The organism is Njordella aestuarii (assembly GCF_056494165.1).
In genome coordinates, this window is sequence record NZ_CM151397.1 from 1,847,420 (window position 1) to 1,864,301 (window position 16,882).

Annotated in this window: 9 protein-coding genes; 4 read left to right on the forward strand and 5 right to left on the reverse strand. The window is 49.3% G+C overall.

Features of this window, described 5'->3' with window-relative positions; translation table 11 throughout:
- Positions 1 to 5 precede the first annotated feature (5 nt).
- Positions 6 to 2,114 carry a PAS domain-containing hybrid sensor histidine kinase/response regulator gene (locus SH451x_RS07015; RefSeq protein ID WP_479361731.1) on the reverse strand — a complete coding sequence of 703 codons (2,109 nt, stop codon included), beginning with the start codon at positions 2,112 to 2,114 and terminating at the stop codon, positions 6 to 8.
- Positions 2,115 to 2,640: 526 nt separating this feature from the next.
- On the opposite strand from SH451x_RS07015, the gene SH451x_RS07020 reads away from it, so the two are divergent.
- On the forward strand, positions 2,641 to 6,078 hold the full coding sequence (locus tag SH451x_RS07020; protein ID WP_479361732.1) for a PAS domain S-box protein: 3,438 nt from the start codon (positions 2,641 to 2,643) through the stop codon (positions 6,076 to 6,078).
- Between the two features lie 37 nt (positions 6,079 to 6,115).
- On the opposite strand, the gene SH451x_RS07025 is transcribed toward SH451x_RS07020, so the two are convergent.
- Positions 6,116 to 6,520 carry a response regulator gene (locus tag SH451x_RS07025; protein WP_479361733.1) on the reverse strand — a complete coding sequence of 135 codons (405 nt, stop codon included), beginning with the start codon at positions 6,518 to 6,520 and terminating at the stop codon, positions 6,116 to 6,118.
- 45 nt (positions 6,521 to 6,565) lie between these two features.
- Entirely contained in the window at positions 6,566 to 9,322 is a 2,757-nt protein-coding gene (locus SH451x_RS07030; RefSeq protein WP_479361734.1) for a PAS domain S-box protein, read from the reverse strand.
- A gap of 933 nt (positions 9,323 to 10,255) precedes the next feature.
- Between SH451x_RS07030 and SH451x_RS07035 the strand changes: the two genes are divergently transcribed.
- The 3 genes from SH451x_RS07035 to SH451x_RS07045 all read left to right on the forward strand — a co-directional run bounded on the left by SH451x_RS07035 (position 10,256) and on the right by SH451x_RS07045 (position 14,168).
- Positions 10,256 to 10,873 (forward strand): response regulator transcription factor, encoded by a 618-nt coding sequence (locus SH451x_RS07035; protein ID WP_479361735.1) that lies wholly within the window; start codon positions 10,256 to 10,258, stop codon positions 10,871 to 10,873.
- 363 nt (positions 10,874 to 11,236) lie between these two features.
- The gene (locus SH451x_RS07040; RefSeq protein ID WP_479361736.1) at positions 11,237 to 11,680 is read left to right on the forward strand and encodes a response regulator; all 444 of its coding nucleotides are present in this window, start codon (positions 11,237 to 11,239) and stop codon (positions 11,678 to 11,680) included.
- Positions 11,681 to 11,894: 214 nt separating this feature from the next.
- A complete protein-coding gene (locus SH451x_RS07045; protein ID WP_479361737.1) occupies positions 11,895 to 14,168 on the forward strand; it encodes a response regulator in 2,274 nt (757 codons plus the stop codon).
- Positions 14,169 to 14,187: 19 nt separating this feature from the next.
- Here the strand turns inward: SH451x_RS07045 and SH451x_RS07050 are convergent, their stop codons facing one another.
- Both SH451x_RS07050 and SH451x_RS07055 read right to left on the reverse strand, forming a co-directional pair.
- Positions 14,188 to 14,817 (reverse strand): response regulator transcription factor, encoded by a 630-nt coding sequence (locus SH451x_RS07050; protein WP_479361738.1) that lies wholly within the window; start codon positions 14,815 to 14,817, stop codon positions 14,188 to 14,190.
- A gap of 86 nt (positions 14,818 to 14,903) precedes the next feature.
- On the reverse strand, positions 14,904 to 16,763 hold the full coding sequence (locus SH451x_RS07055; RefSeq protein ID WP_479361739.1) for an EAL domain-containing response regulator: 1,860 nt from the start codon (positions 16,761 to 16,763) through the stop codon (positions 14,904 to 14,906).
- Between the last annotated feature and the right edge of the window lie 119 nt (positions 16,764 to 16,882).

Below are 16,882 nucleotides of genomic sequence, written 5' to 3' on the forward strand. Positions count from 1 at the left end.
ACTCTTCAGTCCGAAAGTAGAGCTTGATTGTATCCTGCACTATGTTCTGCTAGCTGAAGCGGGGGCATGATCGGGCAGGTGTGATACGCCATTGCGATCTGTCGAGTTAGCTTGCTGCGGTCGATTGGTTTTGTTGAGTAATCGTCGCACCCTGCACTCAGGCATTTGGCACGGTCACTTTCCATGGCATGAGCGGTCAACGCTATAATGACACCCCGATAGTTGCTCGCTCGTAACAGCGCTGCAGCCCCATAGCCATCGAGAACTGGCATTTGCATGTCCATCAAAATCGCATGATACGGAGCGTTTGATTCCCATGCCCTCATCGCTTCATCGACGGCGAGTTGGCCGTTCTCGGCGATGTGGACAGTCGCGCCAGCTTTTTCTAGCACGAACGATATAAGCCTTTGGTTGTCCACGCCATCTTCTGCCAGCAAAATCCGGCAGCCGGTTAGCTCTTGCTCAAAGCCTGGTGAGTCAACTTGCGCCCGAGCCAGGTTGCTGTTCGTCGATGCGTTGATCACGTCTACGCCAGCAACCTCTCCGACTGAGATCGTAGCTCGAAAACAAGAACCAACTCCTGGATAGGAGTAAGCGATAGAGACATCGCCACCCATCATTTGTGCTAGGCGTTTGCTGATAGTAAGTCCCAGACCAGTGCCGCCAAACTGTCGGGTTGTTGACGTGTCTGCTTGCGTGAATGGGCGGAAGAGTCGATCTTGCTGTTCGGCGGTCATTCCTAAGCCAGTGTCGACAACTTCAAATTCCATTTGCGGACTGTTTTCCAGACTGTAGCGCGCGATGATTTTCACGTTGCCTCGGTCGGTAAATTTTATTGAATTGCTGACCAGATTAAGAAGCACTTGCCGTAACCGAGTTGGGTCAGTCTTGATCTTTGCCGGAATCATTGTTTCAAACACGAATTCCAGTCCGATGCCTTTGGAAATCGACGGGACTCGCATGAGCGAAAGCACTTCCTCGACAATTGCGACAGGTGAATAGTCAATCAGTTCGATCTGAAGTTTTCCAGATTCAATTTTTGAAAGATCAAGGATATCGTTAATTATACCCAGCAAGTGATCACCATTTCTTTGGATGGTTTGGATCGCGTGGATTCTACGCGCAGGATCATCATTGAAATTTCGTTCATCGAGCAACAATTCAGTGAACCCGAGGATGGCCGTCATAGGAGTTCGGATTTCGTGGCTCATGTTGGCGAGAAATTCGCTCTTGGATCGATTGGCTGATTCCGCAATTAGTTTCGCTTGCTTTAACTCGTCTTCGAAGCGTTTGCGATCGCTGATGTCTCGACCCTCTGGTACCAGCCAGATCACACTGCCGTTTTCATCAAAGACTGGCTTGAGCGAGAAGTCAAGCGTTAGGATTTGGCCGTCGCTTCCGGGATGCTGTGTCTCAAACCGTTCGAAGGAACCGCTTTGGGCCTTGGCGACGGCTTCTCGAATACGATCTACCAGTTTCGATGAATGCTGGAACCAAGGCGTTTCCCAGAACGGCTTGCCCAGAATTTCTTGAGCTGAAGCATTTGCAAAGTCAAGGGCCGATTTATTCACTTCAATGACCGTCCCCGCAGAATCGAGCAGGCCGGTAAGTTGATACGTTTGGTCGAAGATTGCGCGCGACTTTCGCTCAATAAGTCGCAGCTCGTGCACTTTCGCCTCGAGTTGCTCTGTCATGCGACTCGCTATGGACTCGGCACGCTTTTGTGCAAAGTAAAAGCTGGCCAGGACAAATGTCCCAGCAATGCCGAAGACGGTCATTGAAAGCGCAATAAACCTAGGAAAGCATTTGCTGGTTATGGGCAAAGAGCTAGTACCTACACCGGAGTTGTGAGCTTCAATGCCTTGCTTTTGTTCAATCGTTTGTAAAGAAGCGATCGCTCGATAATTGACCAGGACAAGGCAGCAGTAGGCAACCACGAACAATCCAGCGAAGAGCCATATACTTCGCCTAAATGTCGCTTTGCCTTTCCGATCATGACGGATGTGCTTCATTCGGGCCCCGCGCTCGGCAAATCCCTCGGGGCGAGCTTCACCGTCATACGTAGCGTGGTCGCTTTCTGAGACCAACTGATGGTTTGTTTTTGGAATGTGCATGTGACTCTTGGAATTCGCTCGCAAAATCGAGCTCTATCATTGACCGCGAGCGACCAAATGTTGAAAACGGAACGTTATGATAATTCTAGGACGATATAGCTAACACTTCGCGGTTTTGCACACATTTGCGTTCGTTGAGAACGGTCTGTCCCTGCCGGAAATAGAAGGAAATTTGGAGACTTCGGAAATCTTTACGCACGCGACTTCGTTCATAGTTTAAGCGTGTGCTATCTTACGTTCTTCTAATTCAGGCATTCAGAGTGGCATGGTTGGCACTGCGATCCGGCTGCGGTCGCGTTGGCTCACGAAGTCATCTTTAGATCAATCGAGGTAAGTTCTGGCGGATGCCGAGACAACTGCTACACTACCGGTCTAGCGGAAAGCGAATTCTAGAAAATGATATGAGTTAATGCTCATTCGTTCGCTGTCAACAACGGCGTTATGCCTGGCGGTGGATACAACGGATTGAAATTCCCGCTTGCAAAGTCGGAAAGAAGTTTGTAGCAGATCGACGAGGTCGAGCGGTATGCAGGATGTCAACTCACATGAACAAGGCACTCAGGTAGGCAGGCCTAAGAACGATTGCCTCCTGCAGTCGGTGCTCGACAGCATTGATGATCTCATTTGGGTGGCAGACCGCGAGGGTGTCTGTTTGCTGTGCAATGATGTGGCGGCAAAAGCAGCAAAGCTAAAAATTGGCGACAATGTGTTTAACAGCTTGGAGCTGTTGTTCGGTAGTGCTTTTGCCGAAACGGTGCGTGACAACTGCCTTCGCGTTTTGCGATTTAATACGTCGGAGAGTCACGATCATGTGCTCGCTATCGACGGTTGTCATCGCACGTTTTCGTTCACCTACTCAAAGTACGATTCGACAGAACCACAGCCGTCCGCAGTGATTATGGTTGGTCGTGATGTGACAATGCAGCGCGCGGCAGAACTAACGGTTAACCAAGAGAGAATGCCAAGCGTTGCACCGTTAACAACTTCTCTTTTTGAAGCGGTCGTGCGGTATGGTTCCAATGGGGAGATACTGGATTGTAGTGCGAGTTTAGAACGTATGCTTGGTATTACAATCGATAACGTCCGTGGGAAGGTGTCCTTCGAACCTTACTGGCGAGCCATTCATAAAGATGGGACGCCGATGTCAAATGAAGATTTGCCTTCGTCGACCGCAGTTCGTACTGGAACGCCAAATTCGGACCGCGTTTTGGGACTGTGTCGGCAAGCGGATGAAGCAGTGCTTTGGCTTAAGGCAACGTCGCAGCCAATCTTTAGCGAGGGCGGAGGAGGCCCTTGCGAAGTGTTTGTTTCGTACGTCGACATTACCGCGTATAAGAATGCGGAAGACAAGCTGATTGAAAGCGAGAAGCATCTTGCTGACGCGCAACGGATAGCGCGTTTGGGAAGCTGGGATTGGGAGCCGACCAAGGGGCGTGTGCACTGGTCGGATATGGTTTGCGAATTGCTCGGAGTCGCGCGCGAAGATGCAGATCGAAGTTTTCAATCGTTTCTCCAACTGGTTCATCCTGATGATCGTCATTTAGCAGTTGCACGTGTGGACGCTTTGTTTGCAGGAGCAAACGAGTTTTCAGGTGACTTGCGGTTCATCAAACCTAGCGGCGATCTAATATGGTTGCACAGCAAAGCTAAGGTCACACGCGATGCTTTGGGCAATATCGAAAAGATTGAAGGTACCGATCAGGATATTACAACTCGCAAAACGATCGAGCAAAGGCTAAAGGAGAGCCAAAAGCATCTCCAAACGATTATTCAGGCGACACCAGCGTGTATCCAGTTGGTCGATCAACGAGGAATAGTGCGCGAGATGAATCCAACGGGGATGGAAATGTTTCAGGTCGCAACCAGCGGCATCATTATTGGTGAGCAAGCCGTGCGGAACATCGCGCCGGAATGGCAAGCTGCTTTCGAAGAATTCCACAGTAGCGTTTGCGCAGGGGCGTGTGCAACGCTAGCGTACGATATCATCGGGTTGAGCGGTCGGCGACTTTCTGTCGAGACGCACGCCGCACCGTTAGATATTGGGGGCGAGATATTCTTTCTATCGGCTTCGTTAGACGTTACCGAACGGAATCGCGCCAATGAGGCATTGCGTTTGGCTCAATTTACCATCGACAACGCTACCGTTGGTATTTTTTGGTTGCGGCCAGACGGCTCGATCGCTGAAGCGAATATCGCCGCCTATAAAAATTTGGGGTATTCCAAAGAGGAGCTTTTAAGTCTCGAAGTGAATGCAATCGATAGTGCGCTGACAGCCGAGGAATGGGACTTAAACTGTGAAAAGCTTCGTCAGCAAAAATGGCTCAAACTTATACGGACTCATCGGCGAAAAGATGGGAGCACCTACGAAGTTGAGTTGACGTCTCACCATTTGAGTTTTGATGGAAGCGAACTCATCTGCACCTTTGCAGAGGACATCACTGCGAGGAAGGCCGCTGAACGCGCTCTCAAGCTCACGCAATTCAGCGTTGACCATGCTTCGGACTCAATCTTTTGGGTCAATGCCATGGGGGTTATCGTAAATGCGAACAAAGCTGCGTGTCTAAAGCTTGGCTATGAATGTGAAGAATTAGTGGGCAGAACGGTGGCGGAGATCGACCCAGCTTACAAAGTCGATTTCTCGCTCTGGAATTTGACGTGGAACAACTTAAAACGCCAGGGAACGTTTACGATCGAATCGAAACACCAGACCAAGGACGGGCGTTTGCTGAGCATGGAGATCAACTGCAATTACGTTAAGTATGAAGATCAAGAAATCAACTGCATCATCGCGCGTGATATTACGGAGAGAATATTACTAGAGGAAAACTTACGACAAACGCAGAAGATGGAGGCGATCGGTCGTTTGGCAGGAGGAGTCGCGCATGACTTCAACAATTTGCTTACGGTCATCAACTGTCATTGTGAATTGTTGTTGATGCGGCATACAGAACAATCAAGCGAACGTGAGCACTTTCTTGCGATTCAACATGCCGGAAATCGTGCCGCCGAACTAACGGCCCAGTTGCTTGCGTTCAGTCGTAAATCATTTATAGAGCCCAAGATCATCGATCTGAACGAACTGGTTGAATCGATTCGAAAGCTGTTCCGGAGATTGATCCGCGACGATATTACGCTTGAGTTCGATTGCGATAGCGATCTGCATAAAGTCCGGGCTGACCCAGGGCAGGTCGAGCAAATCATTATGAATTTGGTGGTCAATGCAAAAGATGCCATGCCTTCCGGTGGCAGACTCAAGCTAGTTACTCGCAACTTGACCCTTGATGATTCAATTCTCAAGAGCGAACCGAATGTAATGCCGGGAAGGTATGTGTGTCTTGAAGTAGTTGACACCGGGCATGGTATTGCTTCAGACAACCTCGGCAAAATCTTCGAGCCCTTCTTTACAACGAAGGAGATTGGCAAGGGCACGGGCTTAGGACTCGCCGCAGTACATGGGCTCATGGATCAATGCGGCGGGCATGTAAAGGTTTCCAGCACTTTGGGTGCGGGAAGTACCTTCCAGTTGTTTTTTCCTGCGACTGAGGCACGAGACGCGATTTCCGTTTCCAAGAAGGCGATGTCTCTTGTGCGTGGAGCGGCGACCGTTCTACTTGTAGAAGACGAAATTGCCGTGCGTGACGTTGCCCGTTCGATTCTCGAAGGCCATGGTTTTCATGTTTTAGTCGCTGACAGTGGGCGACAAGCCTTGGACATAATCGACCGGTATGCTGAACCAGTCCATGTAATGCTTACTGATGTCGTCATGCCGGAGATGAACGGCTGCGAATTGGCGAAAGTGATTCGAAACCGTCGGCCTGGACTACACGCCGTCTTTATGAGCGGACACACGGACGAAACGGTCGTTGAACTGGGCTTGATTGATGCTGGCGATGCCTTTGTGCAAAAACCGTTTACTTCCAGTGGGTTGGTACGAAAAATTCGAGAAGTGCTTGACTCTCGTTAGCAGTTGAAGGCGTCAAACACTTAACAAGAAAAAGCACTTACTGGCCGATCAACTGTAGGATCACGTGAGAAATTGTTTTAACAGTGAAGGGTTTGTCGATAAGTGCTTGGACCAAGCCATCCTCTTGATGCTCTTGAAGCTGAGCGTTGACGAGCCCAGACGTAAGTGCGATCGGCACAGTCAATCCCATTGCGCGAACTTTTCTTGCAACTTCCAGGCCACTTACTTCAGGCATATTGTAGTCAAGAATCAACAAATCAAAGTCGTCGGGCGTCTCGGAAATCGCAGAAAGTGCAATCCTTGGTTCTGAGAATGGACTTGCACGATAACCCAATTGCTCGAGCAACATTTTGATAGACTTCAAGACTTGAATGTCGTCGTCGAGGCAAAGCACATGTTTCTTCAAGGCATACTCTGGGATGTGTTCATTGTTTGCTGTCATGCTTATCAACAATTATAAGAGACATTACAGCTCAAAAACTGTCAATCACTTGCACTGGTGATCGGACTCAGAGTATTGTCGAACTTTGTCAAGCAGCTCTACGAGCTCAGTTACGGCGTCTTCAATCGTTGCCAATTGAACATCGCTGGTAGGCGTTTTAGATTTGACGTTGGATTCGACTTTCGCCGCCGCTTGGCTGATTAATGGAAATCCAAAGCCACCTCCGGACCCCTTAAGCTGGTGCGCCAAACGCCCCAAGTCTTCAAAGCAACGCTGCTCGAGTTTTTCCTTAATCAGCGTAGCTTTTTCTGAAAAGGTCGCTACATACTCACTGATCAATTCGGCCATTTCTGGATCGTCTGAATACTGGCTCGTGCAGATGTAATGCTTTGCTGAATTTTGATTCATATTCGTAAGGATCCAGTTTTCACAAGCGTCTACAAGCAAATTGGGATCAATTGGCTTCGTTAAATGTGCATCACAGCCCGCTTCGAGGCACTTTTCACGGTCACCAATCATAGCGTGAGCGGTCAAAGCGAGAATTGGCAATGTGCAACCTTTCTTCCGCAGTAGTTTGACTGCTGAAAATCCGTCCATCACTGGCATTTGTACATCGGAGATTAATAGGTCATATTTTGATGCTATGTCGAGTGGTCCATCAATAGTGCCGTCGGAAGTCATAAATTGTACGGCTTTTTTACCGTTGTCAGCGATTTGAACAGTTGCGCCGGCCTTTTCAAGGTGAAAGCGGATGAGTCGTTGATTGTCGGCGCCGTCTTCTGCGAGCAAGATCCGGAATCCCTTCAACCGCTGACGTCCTGGCGCGGCGATGGGTGTAAGGATCGACGAAGTATGCGAAGCCCCCTCATAAACGCTGACAATCGGAACATCATCGCCAACGTGCGTTTGGATTCGAGCCGTAAAGACGCTTCCTTTCCCATATTCTGACGTAAGAGTCAGGCTTCCGCCCAGGAGTTCTGCTAGACGTTTACTGATGCGTAGGCCGAGTCCACTTCCGCCGAAGCGTCTTGTCGTAGAACTATCGCCTTGTTCGAATGGCTCGAAGAGTTTCCCAGCTTGCTCCGGTTCAATCCCGATGCCTGTGTCGATCACTGAAAAAGCGAGCTGGTTGGGCGCATTGTCATCGACTCCTACGTGGATCGAAATCCCACCCACGTCTGTGAACTTGATCGCGTTACCAACCAAGTTCTCTAAAATTTGACGGACACGTGTTGGATCGCTGCGAATTACTTTGGGAATAGGCGTTAACAACCTAGCGTCTAGCACTAACCCTTTAGCACTCGCTTTGACATGCATCGATGATAAGACATCATCAACGATCTTAAATGGATCAGTCTCGATCTTCTCGACTTCCATCTTCTCGGCTTCGATTTTCGAGATATCAAGGATGTCATTGATAATCGAAAGCAAGTGTTGGCCGTTACGTTTAATCGTATTGATGTATTCGATTTGATCGGGCGAAAGGGTTTGATCAATCTCTTCTGCCAACAGATCCGCAAAACCCAGAATGGCGGTCATCGGAGTTCGGATTTCATGGCTCATATTGGCCAAGAATTCGGTTTTTGCGCGGTTCGAGGATTCCGCTTGCACTTGAGCATTTTTCAGTTCTGTGATGTCGGATCGAATCGCAAAGTAACCTCGAAGTTTTCCATCTTCAGCAAAGAGTGGCGAGATGGTTGTTGCAACCCAGTAAAGCCGTCCGCTTTTCGCGCGGTTACAGATTTCGCCGTGCCAGATGCCCCCTTGAGCGACATATTTATACATGTCGCGCCAGAGTGTATCCGAGTGCACACCTGAGTTTAGAATACGGTGATTTTGTCCAACCAGTTCGGCAAAGGTATAGCCACTGATTTCGCAGAAAGCTTGATTGACATAGACAATCGTTCCTTTAACATCGGTCTCGGCTACAATCGCATGTTTGTCGACAATTTGCCGGTACACGTCCAGGTAGCTGGTCATCTCCCGCAGCGAAGCCTCTGCTTCTTCGCGAGCTTGCAAATCGATCTGCAGTCGAGCGTTCAGTTCGATAAGCTGATGCTCTTGCTGTTTGCGAATCGTTATATCACGAACGGTCGCCTGAAGAACTTGGCGTCCGTTCAACTCAAAAGAGCATAAAAGGACCTCAGTCGGAAAGACAGTACCGTCAACGCGACGGTGCAGCCACTCGAACCGGTTCTCACCTAGCTTATACGCGATTTCGATTTGATGGTTCGCTTTTTCAAGGGACTTGCAGCCATCTTCTTGAAACTCGGGCGAAAGATCATTGGGGTGATATTTCAAAAAGTCTTCATGCCGTTCTATGCCAAACAATTGCAGCGTTCGCGGATTGCAATCGAAGAATCCATTGCGGTCCAAAAGCATGATCGCGTCACTGGCGCTGTCATAGATCGTGCGAAACTTTGATCGTTCGTTGGCAAGTCGACTCTCCGCCGATTTTTGGTTGGAGATATTCTCAAGTGCGACAATTAGAAAGGGAGCGTTGCCAAGATCGATCCTAGTCACACTAATCTTAAACCAGAGCGATCCGCTTTGGCGCGGAAAATCGTATTCAAGTTCATACAGCGCGATTGCTTCGTCCAGTACTTGTTGCATACCAAAGACAATGTCGTTTGCGTTGGGACTTTCCGATTCTCGCAAGATGTCAAAATAGTTTGTACCAAGTCCACAAGTTCTTACATCGAAATGGTTCTGTTCAACGAACTGCAACCAATGCGAGTTGATTTCAACGATTGTTCCGTGGCGATCGAGGACAGCAATGTTCGCGTTGATTGAGTTGATCATCACTCGCAAAACCTGATGGCAACTGGTTGAGGGAAATTTGCTCTCTGCAAGTTGGCGATTACGTCTCAGGCGGTTGTTCTGCAGAATTAGAAGAAGGGATAGCAGGCTGCTGACGACCAATAATAATTGAATTGACGCTATTGAGAATCCTTGCGTCGTTTCAAGCGAAAACGTGCCCAAGAGGCCGAACGCAAGCGAGATGCAGCAAATTGCTGGGACCGCAAAGCCGAGTGAATAACGGTTTTGCAATCGATCAGTTGTAAACATTTGTTCCTGGTTCTGAAGGCGATTGGACCGTGTCAAGCGATCCACCTATTCAAGCGAACATGCATGCCTGCTATGGAAACCTTAATCCCCAATGTGACTGAACACTTATTTCAGGGGTTAGGGCGTGAAACTCACTCGGCTCGCTACCGTCTCGCTCAGTGCAAGTCTGCGAGGCAATTTCATACTTAACTCAACTACCACGAGGATAACGTTTCGCCTAACGGACTGAACTCCAGTGCACACATTTGCACAGGATGCCACGATTACAACGCCCCACAACTGGCACGCTTCGGTTTTCCGATGCTGTGGTGTGTCCGTTTTGTGCGAACAATCTTCAAGTCAGCGCAATACTTGTCTGTCCAGCAGTTGCAGACACTGCTGTGAGATATGCCCAACTGGCTAAGTTGAACGCCGGGAGCGGTTGCTGCAGCGTACCGATTTTGGGGCGAAGTGTGCGAAAACGAGCTATAAGGGATTTCCTTATCGAATAATACATATCCAAGGGTCGCGTTATAAATTACTTGAGACCGATATCAGAATTAGCTTCTACTGCGAATTCGATTTGCTGGAGAAGTTTGGCCTCGACGCATTCCCAACGTGAGTTAATCAGCCATTCACTTCGTCGGTCCACTGCAAACGAAATTAGTCTACACAAGTAAACCAACCATGCGCCCAATAATCAATCTAGTCGATCTTAGCATTTCACATCTCGAGCGAGCCGCCGCCATAGCGATAGATTGCGGCTATTTGGCCATCCCGTTCGACAGCGCTGATACTTTTTTGCGGTCATTTGACGAATCCGTTGCGGGTTGTACAGTGCTTGGACTGTCCGGGCATTTTGCGTCGTCGATCGATTGTTTGGCTCGCGTCAGGTCGCTCTGTTCTGATACACAAGTCCTGATGATTGCGAACGACTGGGAGACGAATCAAGTTGTCCATGCGATGAAGTTGGGTGCGAGTGACATTGTCCCATCGGACGCTTCCAAAGAATCGTTTCGAGCGTCCATTGAGTCCGCGGTGAATGCTGACCGGGAAATTCGACGCAGCAAGGCCGAGTCCATCCCCGATGCAATTTTGGAGCGACTTTCGGCTGAAGACTCGCGAATTTTTGCTGCGATAGTACGTGGGCGTACAACCAAGCAAGTCGCTTCAGAGCTCGACATCAGTGTTCGTACGGTTCACTATCGGAAGAAAGCTCTATTGGAAAAAATCGGCGTTAAAGATCGTTCCGAAGCGATAGAACTCGTTCGCTGCATGCGAAAAAACCCTTCTGCCGTCGCTTAACCAGACACGGCAAATGGCGGATCCATCAGTTTCGCAGCTGCCATCATTCGACGCTGCCAGCACGTTGGCTGGCGACCAGCAAAAAACTCAAGGGCGAACATTCGTTGCCGTGCATAAGTCGGGCAACGGAAAAAGAAGCCAGGCTTTCTCTCTGTCGCACTCTGCGACACTATCCAACCGCAACATCCGAAGTCTTGTTGTACGAGCGTAAAATTGTGCTCGAATTGAGTGCGAAGTGTGCAAAGCATGCAAAACTAATGCGGAAAGGCCCTTTTCGGCTTTTTCTGTCTAAGCAGATGTTACGTTTGTTCGTGGATCATTTATCGTTTCAGATTCGAGCAACTCAGCGCCAAGTTAGATTATATGGAATACTCAAAGACAGTCCTTCATGTTGATGACGATCCGTCAATTTTACGACTAGTGTCAAAGACATTGACGCGGCACGGGGTAAATGTAGTATCGGTGGCCGAGCCTGATCGAGCTATTGCAAAGCTCTTTTCGTGCGGGGCGAGAGTTGTTTTGTTGGACATTGATATGCCCACTAAAGACGGCTTGACTCTATTGTCCGAGATTAAGAGCCACGACGCCGGCATACAAGTGATTATGTGCACGGGACTGGTGTCCATTGGCACAATGATGCAAGCGATTTCCCTCGGGGCAGAAGGTTGCGTCTTTAAACCGTTCAAGGACACGAAGAAGATCACTGATTCGGTCGATCGAGCGTTTGCGAAGATCGACCGTTGGTGGCTGGCTCTGCACGAGTGGATGGAGCAAGCGGCTGCGGAAGAAATGCTCGTGAGTAAATAGCAATCGTGGAATTGCCCCGATAGAGGGTAATGCAAGCCTGCCATGCAAAGGTTATACTTTGCCGCTGCGTACACAAATTAGCGTAGGCGAATCGCAGTTTGACGAGGTACGCTGCCAGAGGCCAGTCTGCTGCGTATCGTTTATGAATTAAACGCGAGTCTGTAGATGGGGCTGATTCGCCGCTTCAGAGCACTGTAGCCGCGAGAATTCATGTATGTTTGGTCAAGGCAACGTTCCTTCGCAACTGAGTATTCTGCTTGTTGAAGATGACGCGTTGCAACAAAAGATCATTCAGAGACGGCTCGAACGCGAGTCTTTCTTAGTCACGGCGGTTTCCAACGCCGTTGATGCTCTTGCTAAGATCAGCCAGCACGATTTTGCCATCGCGATTGTCGATTTAGGTCTACCAGATTCCAAAGGACTAGATCTCGTACGCGAACTGAACGCACAATCGAAGTCAACCAAACTTATAATCTGCACGGCCGATAGTAGTTTTACGCTCGCCAAGGAAAGCCTTAATCTTGGCGTCGCTGGCTACGTTGAAAAATCAGAAGACTTCCGGGTATTGATTGCTCGAGTGCATCATGCTGCAACCGAGTATTTGCATGAGGAATTGACGCGAGCCGAGGGAGAAATTCGATTTCACTTGCGAGTTCTGGATGTGATCGAGGATGGCGTCATCGCAACCAATTTGAACTGCGAGTTAATTTACTGGAACCGATATGCGGTGAATTTAATTGGCAAGGACGAGATGTTCGTGGCTGGTACAAGTGCGATGGACTTTTTGTGCATTCGGAAGACCTGCCGCGGTGTAACGCAGTTGCTCAACCAGATACAGTCTGGATTGAACGCGACGGGCCACGCCAGATTGCGACGGTACGTCAACGACCCGGCTAAGGGTAGCAAGCAACTTACACGTGTCCCCGTGCGGTTTACGGCGTCGCCGATTCTGAATGGAGCGAACTGTATGGTGGGCTACGTGTTTTCGTTTTCCGACATCACGCGTGAGCGTAAAGCGCAGCGAGTTTTAAAGGAAATTGCCGAGCAACAGACTGCTCTGGCGCAAATCGGTGCCCTGGCATTTTCGGCTGAAGATATCATCTCCTTTCTAAATGCTGTTGCACCCTGCATCAAGGAGATCATGCGAGTCGATGACTGTGCGTTTTTCGCTGAGCAGACAGTTAGTGCGCCGACGGCTCATCAAGAGGATCTACGAATTCACCAATCGCTTGCCCAAAAAAGTCTCAAGCACAGCCACTATGTCCCAATCCGAAGTTCGAACTCTGCTCGGTTGGTATGTACGATGGTTCTAGGATCGAGAACGCCGAAAAACTTTACGGCATCCGACAGAGTTTTTCTCAAATCTGTCGCGGAACTTGTCGCAAATACGATGGAACGTTTTGCGGCATCTAGTCGCTGGAAATCGCTATTTGAGAATTCGTTGAATGCGGTGATGCTTATCGACGAGCGCGGGATTTTCGTTGACGCCAATGATGCTGCCGGTGAATTGCTCCAGTATTCGCGAGTCGAGATCCAAGGCTTGCAAGTTGCCGATATCATTTGCGAGCGCGAGTTAGACGCATTTAATGCGATCTGGAATGGAATTCAGAACCAGCACACATACTCGGGTGAAATGCGGTTGGTAACCAAGTTTGAAATGGTACGCGAAACAAAGTACGTGGTTGTGCTGAACGTATTTCCCGGTCTGCACATGATCGACTTTCGAGATATTACCGAGGAACGGCGATTAGAAGAAAAAGTGCATCAAGATCTTGCCGTCTTAGCCAAATCACAGCGCAGTGCTGTAATTCTTCAGACATCAGCAATATTGGCTCACGAGATAAATCAACCGTTAGGGGCCATCTCCAATTTTGTGGGAGGCCTATTGCTAGGTCTAGAAAAAGGCCGTTTGCCGGACCTTGTAGAAACGCTCGGCGACATTCAGCAGGAAGCGATGCGTGCAAGTAACATCGTCAAGAAACTGAGATGGTTTGTTTCGGACAACTCTCAAGAACCGAAACAGGTGAACTTGAACGCATTGATCCTCGAAACGTTAAAACTCTTGCAGAGCGACTTCCGTGTGCACTCGATTGGTACCGAGCTACAGCTAGAAGAAAATCTACCGATGACGATCGGCGATTCGGTGCAGCTTCAGCAGGTACTCGTAAATCTTTTACGCAATGCAGTGGAAGCGATGAACGGGCGCGTTGACGGCGCAAGGTTCGTTAGGATCAGCACCTCTTCGACAGATTCAAATGTTACTATCCAGATTACAGACAACGGTCCCAAGATTTCTGATTCTCAGTTCGTGAAAATGTTTGAACCATACTTCACAAGCAAATCGGACGGCCTCGGTTTGGGGTTAAGCATTAGCAAGACGATCGTTGAACAGTACTTTGGCCAAATCCGAGCCGCTCGTATGGATGAGGGAGGCATGATGTTAATAGTCAGTTTACCAACGTCTAAACTGAGATTGCAGTCGAACTAGAGTCTGCCCTGCTAGCCAGCTAGTCCTTCAGCGACAAGACTTTGCGGACCAATTGAGCGACTGAAGTTACCTCGAGCTTCTTCATAATGTGACTGCGGTGGACGTCGACAGTCTTGGGGCTAATGTTGAGCTTCCCTGCGATTTGCTTGGTAAGTTTACCGTCGATGACGAGCATCATGATTTCGTGTTCGCGAACGGTCAGCAGTCCGTCGGGCAAGTCAATCCGCAACTTAGTGTCTCCCGATTTCGCCGAAGCACGACCCTTCGCGACTGCCTTTTCGACTACATCCAGCAAGCGACTGTGCTCGACAGGTTTTTCCAGAAAGTCACACGCACCTAACCGCATCGCCTCGACGGCGGTCGCGATCGTACCGTAACCTGTTAGCACAATAAAAGGAAAAGCAAGTCTTCGCTCGCTCAATTCCTTTGCTAGCTGCAGTCCTGACATGCCAGGCATTTCCAAGTCAACGATCATGCAGCTACAAGGCTCACCTGAATAACTGGCCAGAAACGAATGTGGAGTAGAAAACGATTGGACAACATATCCCGCTTGCGTCAAAAGATAGGAAAGCGATGAGCGCATCGCATCGTCATCTTCAACTAGAAATATGATTTGTCCAACGGTTGCATCCGAGGTTTTCTGTGACATTCGACGTTTGCTCCAATCAGGCGATAGCCATGTAGCGGAGGCGAGAGTTTTGCATACTCGAGGTATCCCATAATAGCACAGTCGTGCTAACGATGCACGCAACTGCCAAAAATCCCGCTGAGGACATCAAATGCCGATGAAACACCTCCTCGATATCCAGCGACAACCCGCGGCAAATTAGGAACATTAATTGATTTTGTTTGTTTTGAATTTCCATTCACCCGGCCACGTTCGGACACGAAACGAGGGACTTCTGCAGCAGCTAATGGTTTCGAAAGGAAGAAGCCCTGACCGAATTCACAGCCCCATTTGATCAGCGACTTTTGCTGTGACAGGTTCTCAATTCCTTCCGCGACGACCGCTACCGAAGTAGCTTGCGCCAGTTCCAGGACCAGTTCCACGAGTTTGGTGGTAAATCCAAGCTCGGGAATTCCGCCGATCAGGCTCCGGTCCAGCTTTAGGTGATCGACGGGGAACTGATTGAGGCAAGCAAGTGACGAATGTCCAGTACCGAAGTCGTCGATGTCGATCTTAACACCGAATTCCCGGAGCTCGTTCAACACCCGAATGGCCAGTGAAGTGTCCTTCATCATTTCACTCTCGGTAATCTCTAGATGAATCGCGGTGGCATCGACGCCGGTGTCTTGTAAGATTCTCTTGAGATCGTCCAGAAAGGCTGGGTGTACCAGTTGTTGACGGGCGATGTTGATGTTTAATGTCTTAGGCGACGACTCAGGCAGATCCCGGTTCCATTTCGCTAACTGTCGGCAAGCGGCTTGTAAGCACCACTCGCCGATTTCTAAGATAAGCCCAGTTTCCTCGGCGAACGGAATGAATTTCTCCGGGTTAATCATTCCATACGGTGCGTGGTTCCAACGAATAAGCGCCTCGACTGACGCGACCGCGTCGGTTTTGAGTTGGATGACAGGTTGGTACAACAGTTCAAATTCGTTCTTTTCGATTGCATTGCGTAAGTTCGTGTTTAGCGCAAGACGCGATTGAGCTTTGCCACGCATCTCTTCCACAAACAAGCAGTAGCGATGACGCCCCAATTCTCGGGCTGCATGCATCGCTGTATCCGCATCGCACAACAGTTCTTCGGCTGATACATACTTAATGTTGCTGACAGCAATCCCGATACTGCAGTCGATGTAGAGGTTGTTGAGACTAATTGAGAAGCGATCAGATAGTGCTTCAATCATCTTTTCGGCAATGGCATTCAGGTCGTGAACGGTTGTAACCTCGCGCACCAGTACAACAAATTCATCGCCGTCCAAGCGGGCCGCCATCTGCGGACGACAACCATTCTGAGAAATATCGTCGGAAGCGATAACTCGTTGAATTCTGATAGCCGCTTCCTTTAGCAGGCTGTCGCCAATGGCTCGTCCTAAACTTTCATTGACCAAACGAAAGCGATCAAAATTAATGTGAAAGACCGCAAAGGACTCGCGATGATCCAGCTTCTGCTTCTCGAGTGCTTGTGCAATGTTCTGCAGCATTGACCAACGGTTGGGCAAGTTCGTCAAATCGTCGAAACGTGCGCGGTGGTTTAACTCTTGCAGCAACGAATGTGTTTTGAGGCACGCATTGACTCTCGCTACCAGTTCAGTCGAGAGCAGTGGTTTGCGAATATAGTCATTAGCGCCGCTTGCAAATACCTCAGCAATCAGAGACTCTTCCGTGGATCCCGTGATAAAGATAACCGGAGTCGACGCAAAGGAACGGTTGGAACGCAGGCGTCGTAGCACTTCCATGCCGTTTAATCCCGGCATGTCGTAATCTAACAGGATTAGGTCAGGGTCTAGACTGACGGCCATCTCCAATCCATCGCGGCCCCGCATCGCATGGTGTATATCCGCAGGGCATTTGCGCAGGAGAAACCGAACCAGTTTGTGAGTGTCAGGCGAGTCGTCGATGACGAGTATGACGGGTTTCGGCACAAGCATGGCTTAGGCAACGTTTAAATGGTAGCGGATGGAGAGTTTAAATCCCGGCTTACATCATAAACCTTGCACTTGGTTTCGCTTTAGAGCCCAAATTTCTTTCGGAACCCGACGATTGCAGC

What these genes read in the sequence shown, in the direction of transcription:
- SH451x_RS07030 (WP_479361734.1), bottom strand. Translation starts at nt 9,322, where the DNA reads ATGATCAACTCAATCAACGCGAACATTGCTGTCCTCGATCGCCACGGA.
- SH451x_RS07015 (WP_479361731.1), bottom strand. Translation starts at nt 2,114, where the DNA reads ATGCACATTCCAAAAACAAACCATCAGTTGGTCTCAGAAAGCGACCAC.
- SH451x_RS07020 (WP_479361732.1), top strand. Translation starts at nt 2,641, where the DNA reads ATGCAGGATGTCAACTCACATGAACAAGGCACTCAGGTAGGCAGGCCT.
- SH451x_RS07035 (WP_479361735.1), top strand. Translation starts at nt 10,256, where the DNA reads ATGCGCCCAATAATCAATCTAGTCGATCTTAGCATTTCACATCTCGAG.
- SH451x_RS07055 (WP_479361739.1), bottom strand. Translation starts at nt 16,763, where the DNA reads ATGCTTGTGCCGAAACCCGTCATACTCGTCATCGACGACTCGCCTGAC.
- SH451x_RS07050 (WP_479361738.1), bottom strand. Translation starts at nt 14,817, where the DNA reads ATGTCACAGAAAACCTCGGATGCAACCGTTGGACAAATCATATTTCTA.
- SH451x_RS07045 (WP_479361737.1), top strand. Translation starts at nt 11,895, where the DNA reads ATGTTTGGTCAAGGCAACGTTCCTTCGCAACTGAGTATTCTGCTTGTT.
- SH451x_RS07025 (WP_479361733.1), bottom strand. Translation starts at nt 6,520, where the DNA reads ATGACAGCAAACAATGAACACATCCCAGAGTATGCCTTGAAGAAACAT.
- SH451x_RS07040 (WP_479361736.1), top strand. Translation starts at nt 11,237, where the DNA reads ATGGAATACTCAAAGACAGTCCTTCATGTTGATGACGATCCGTCAATT.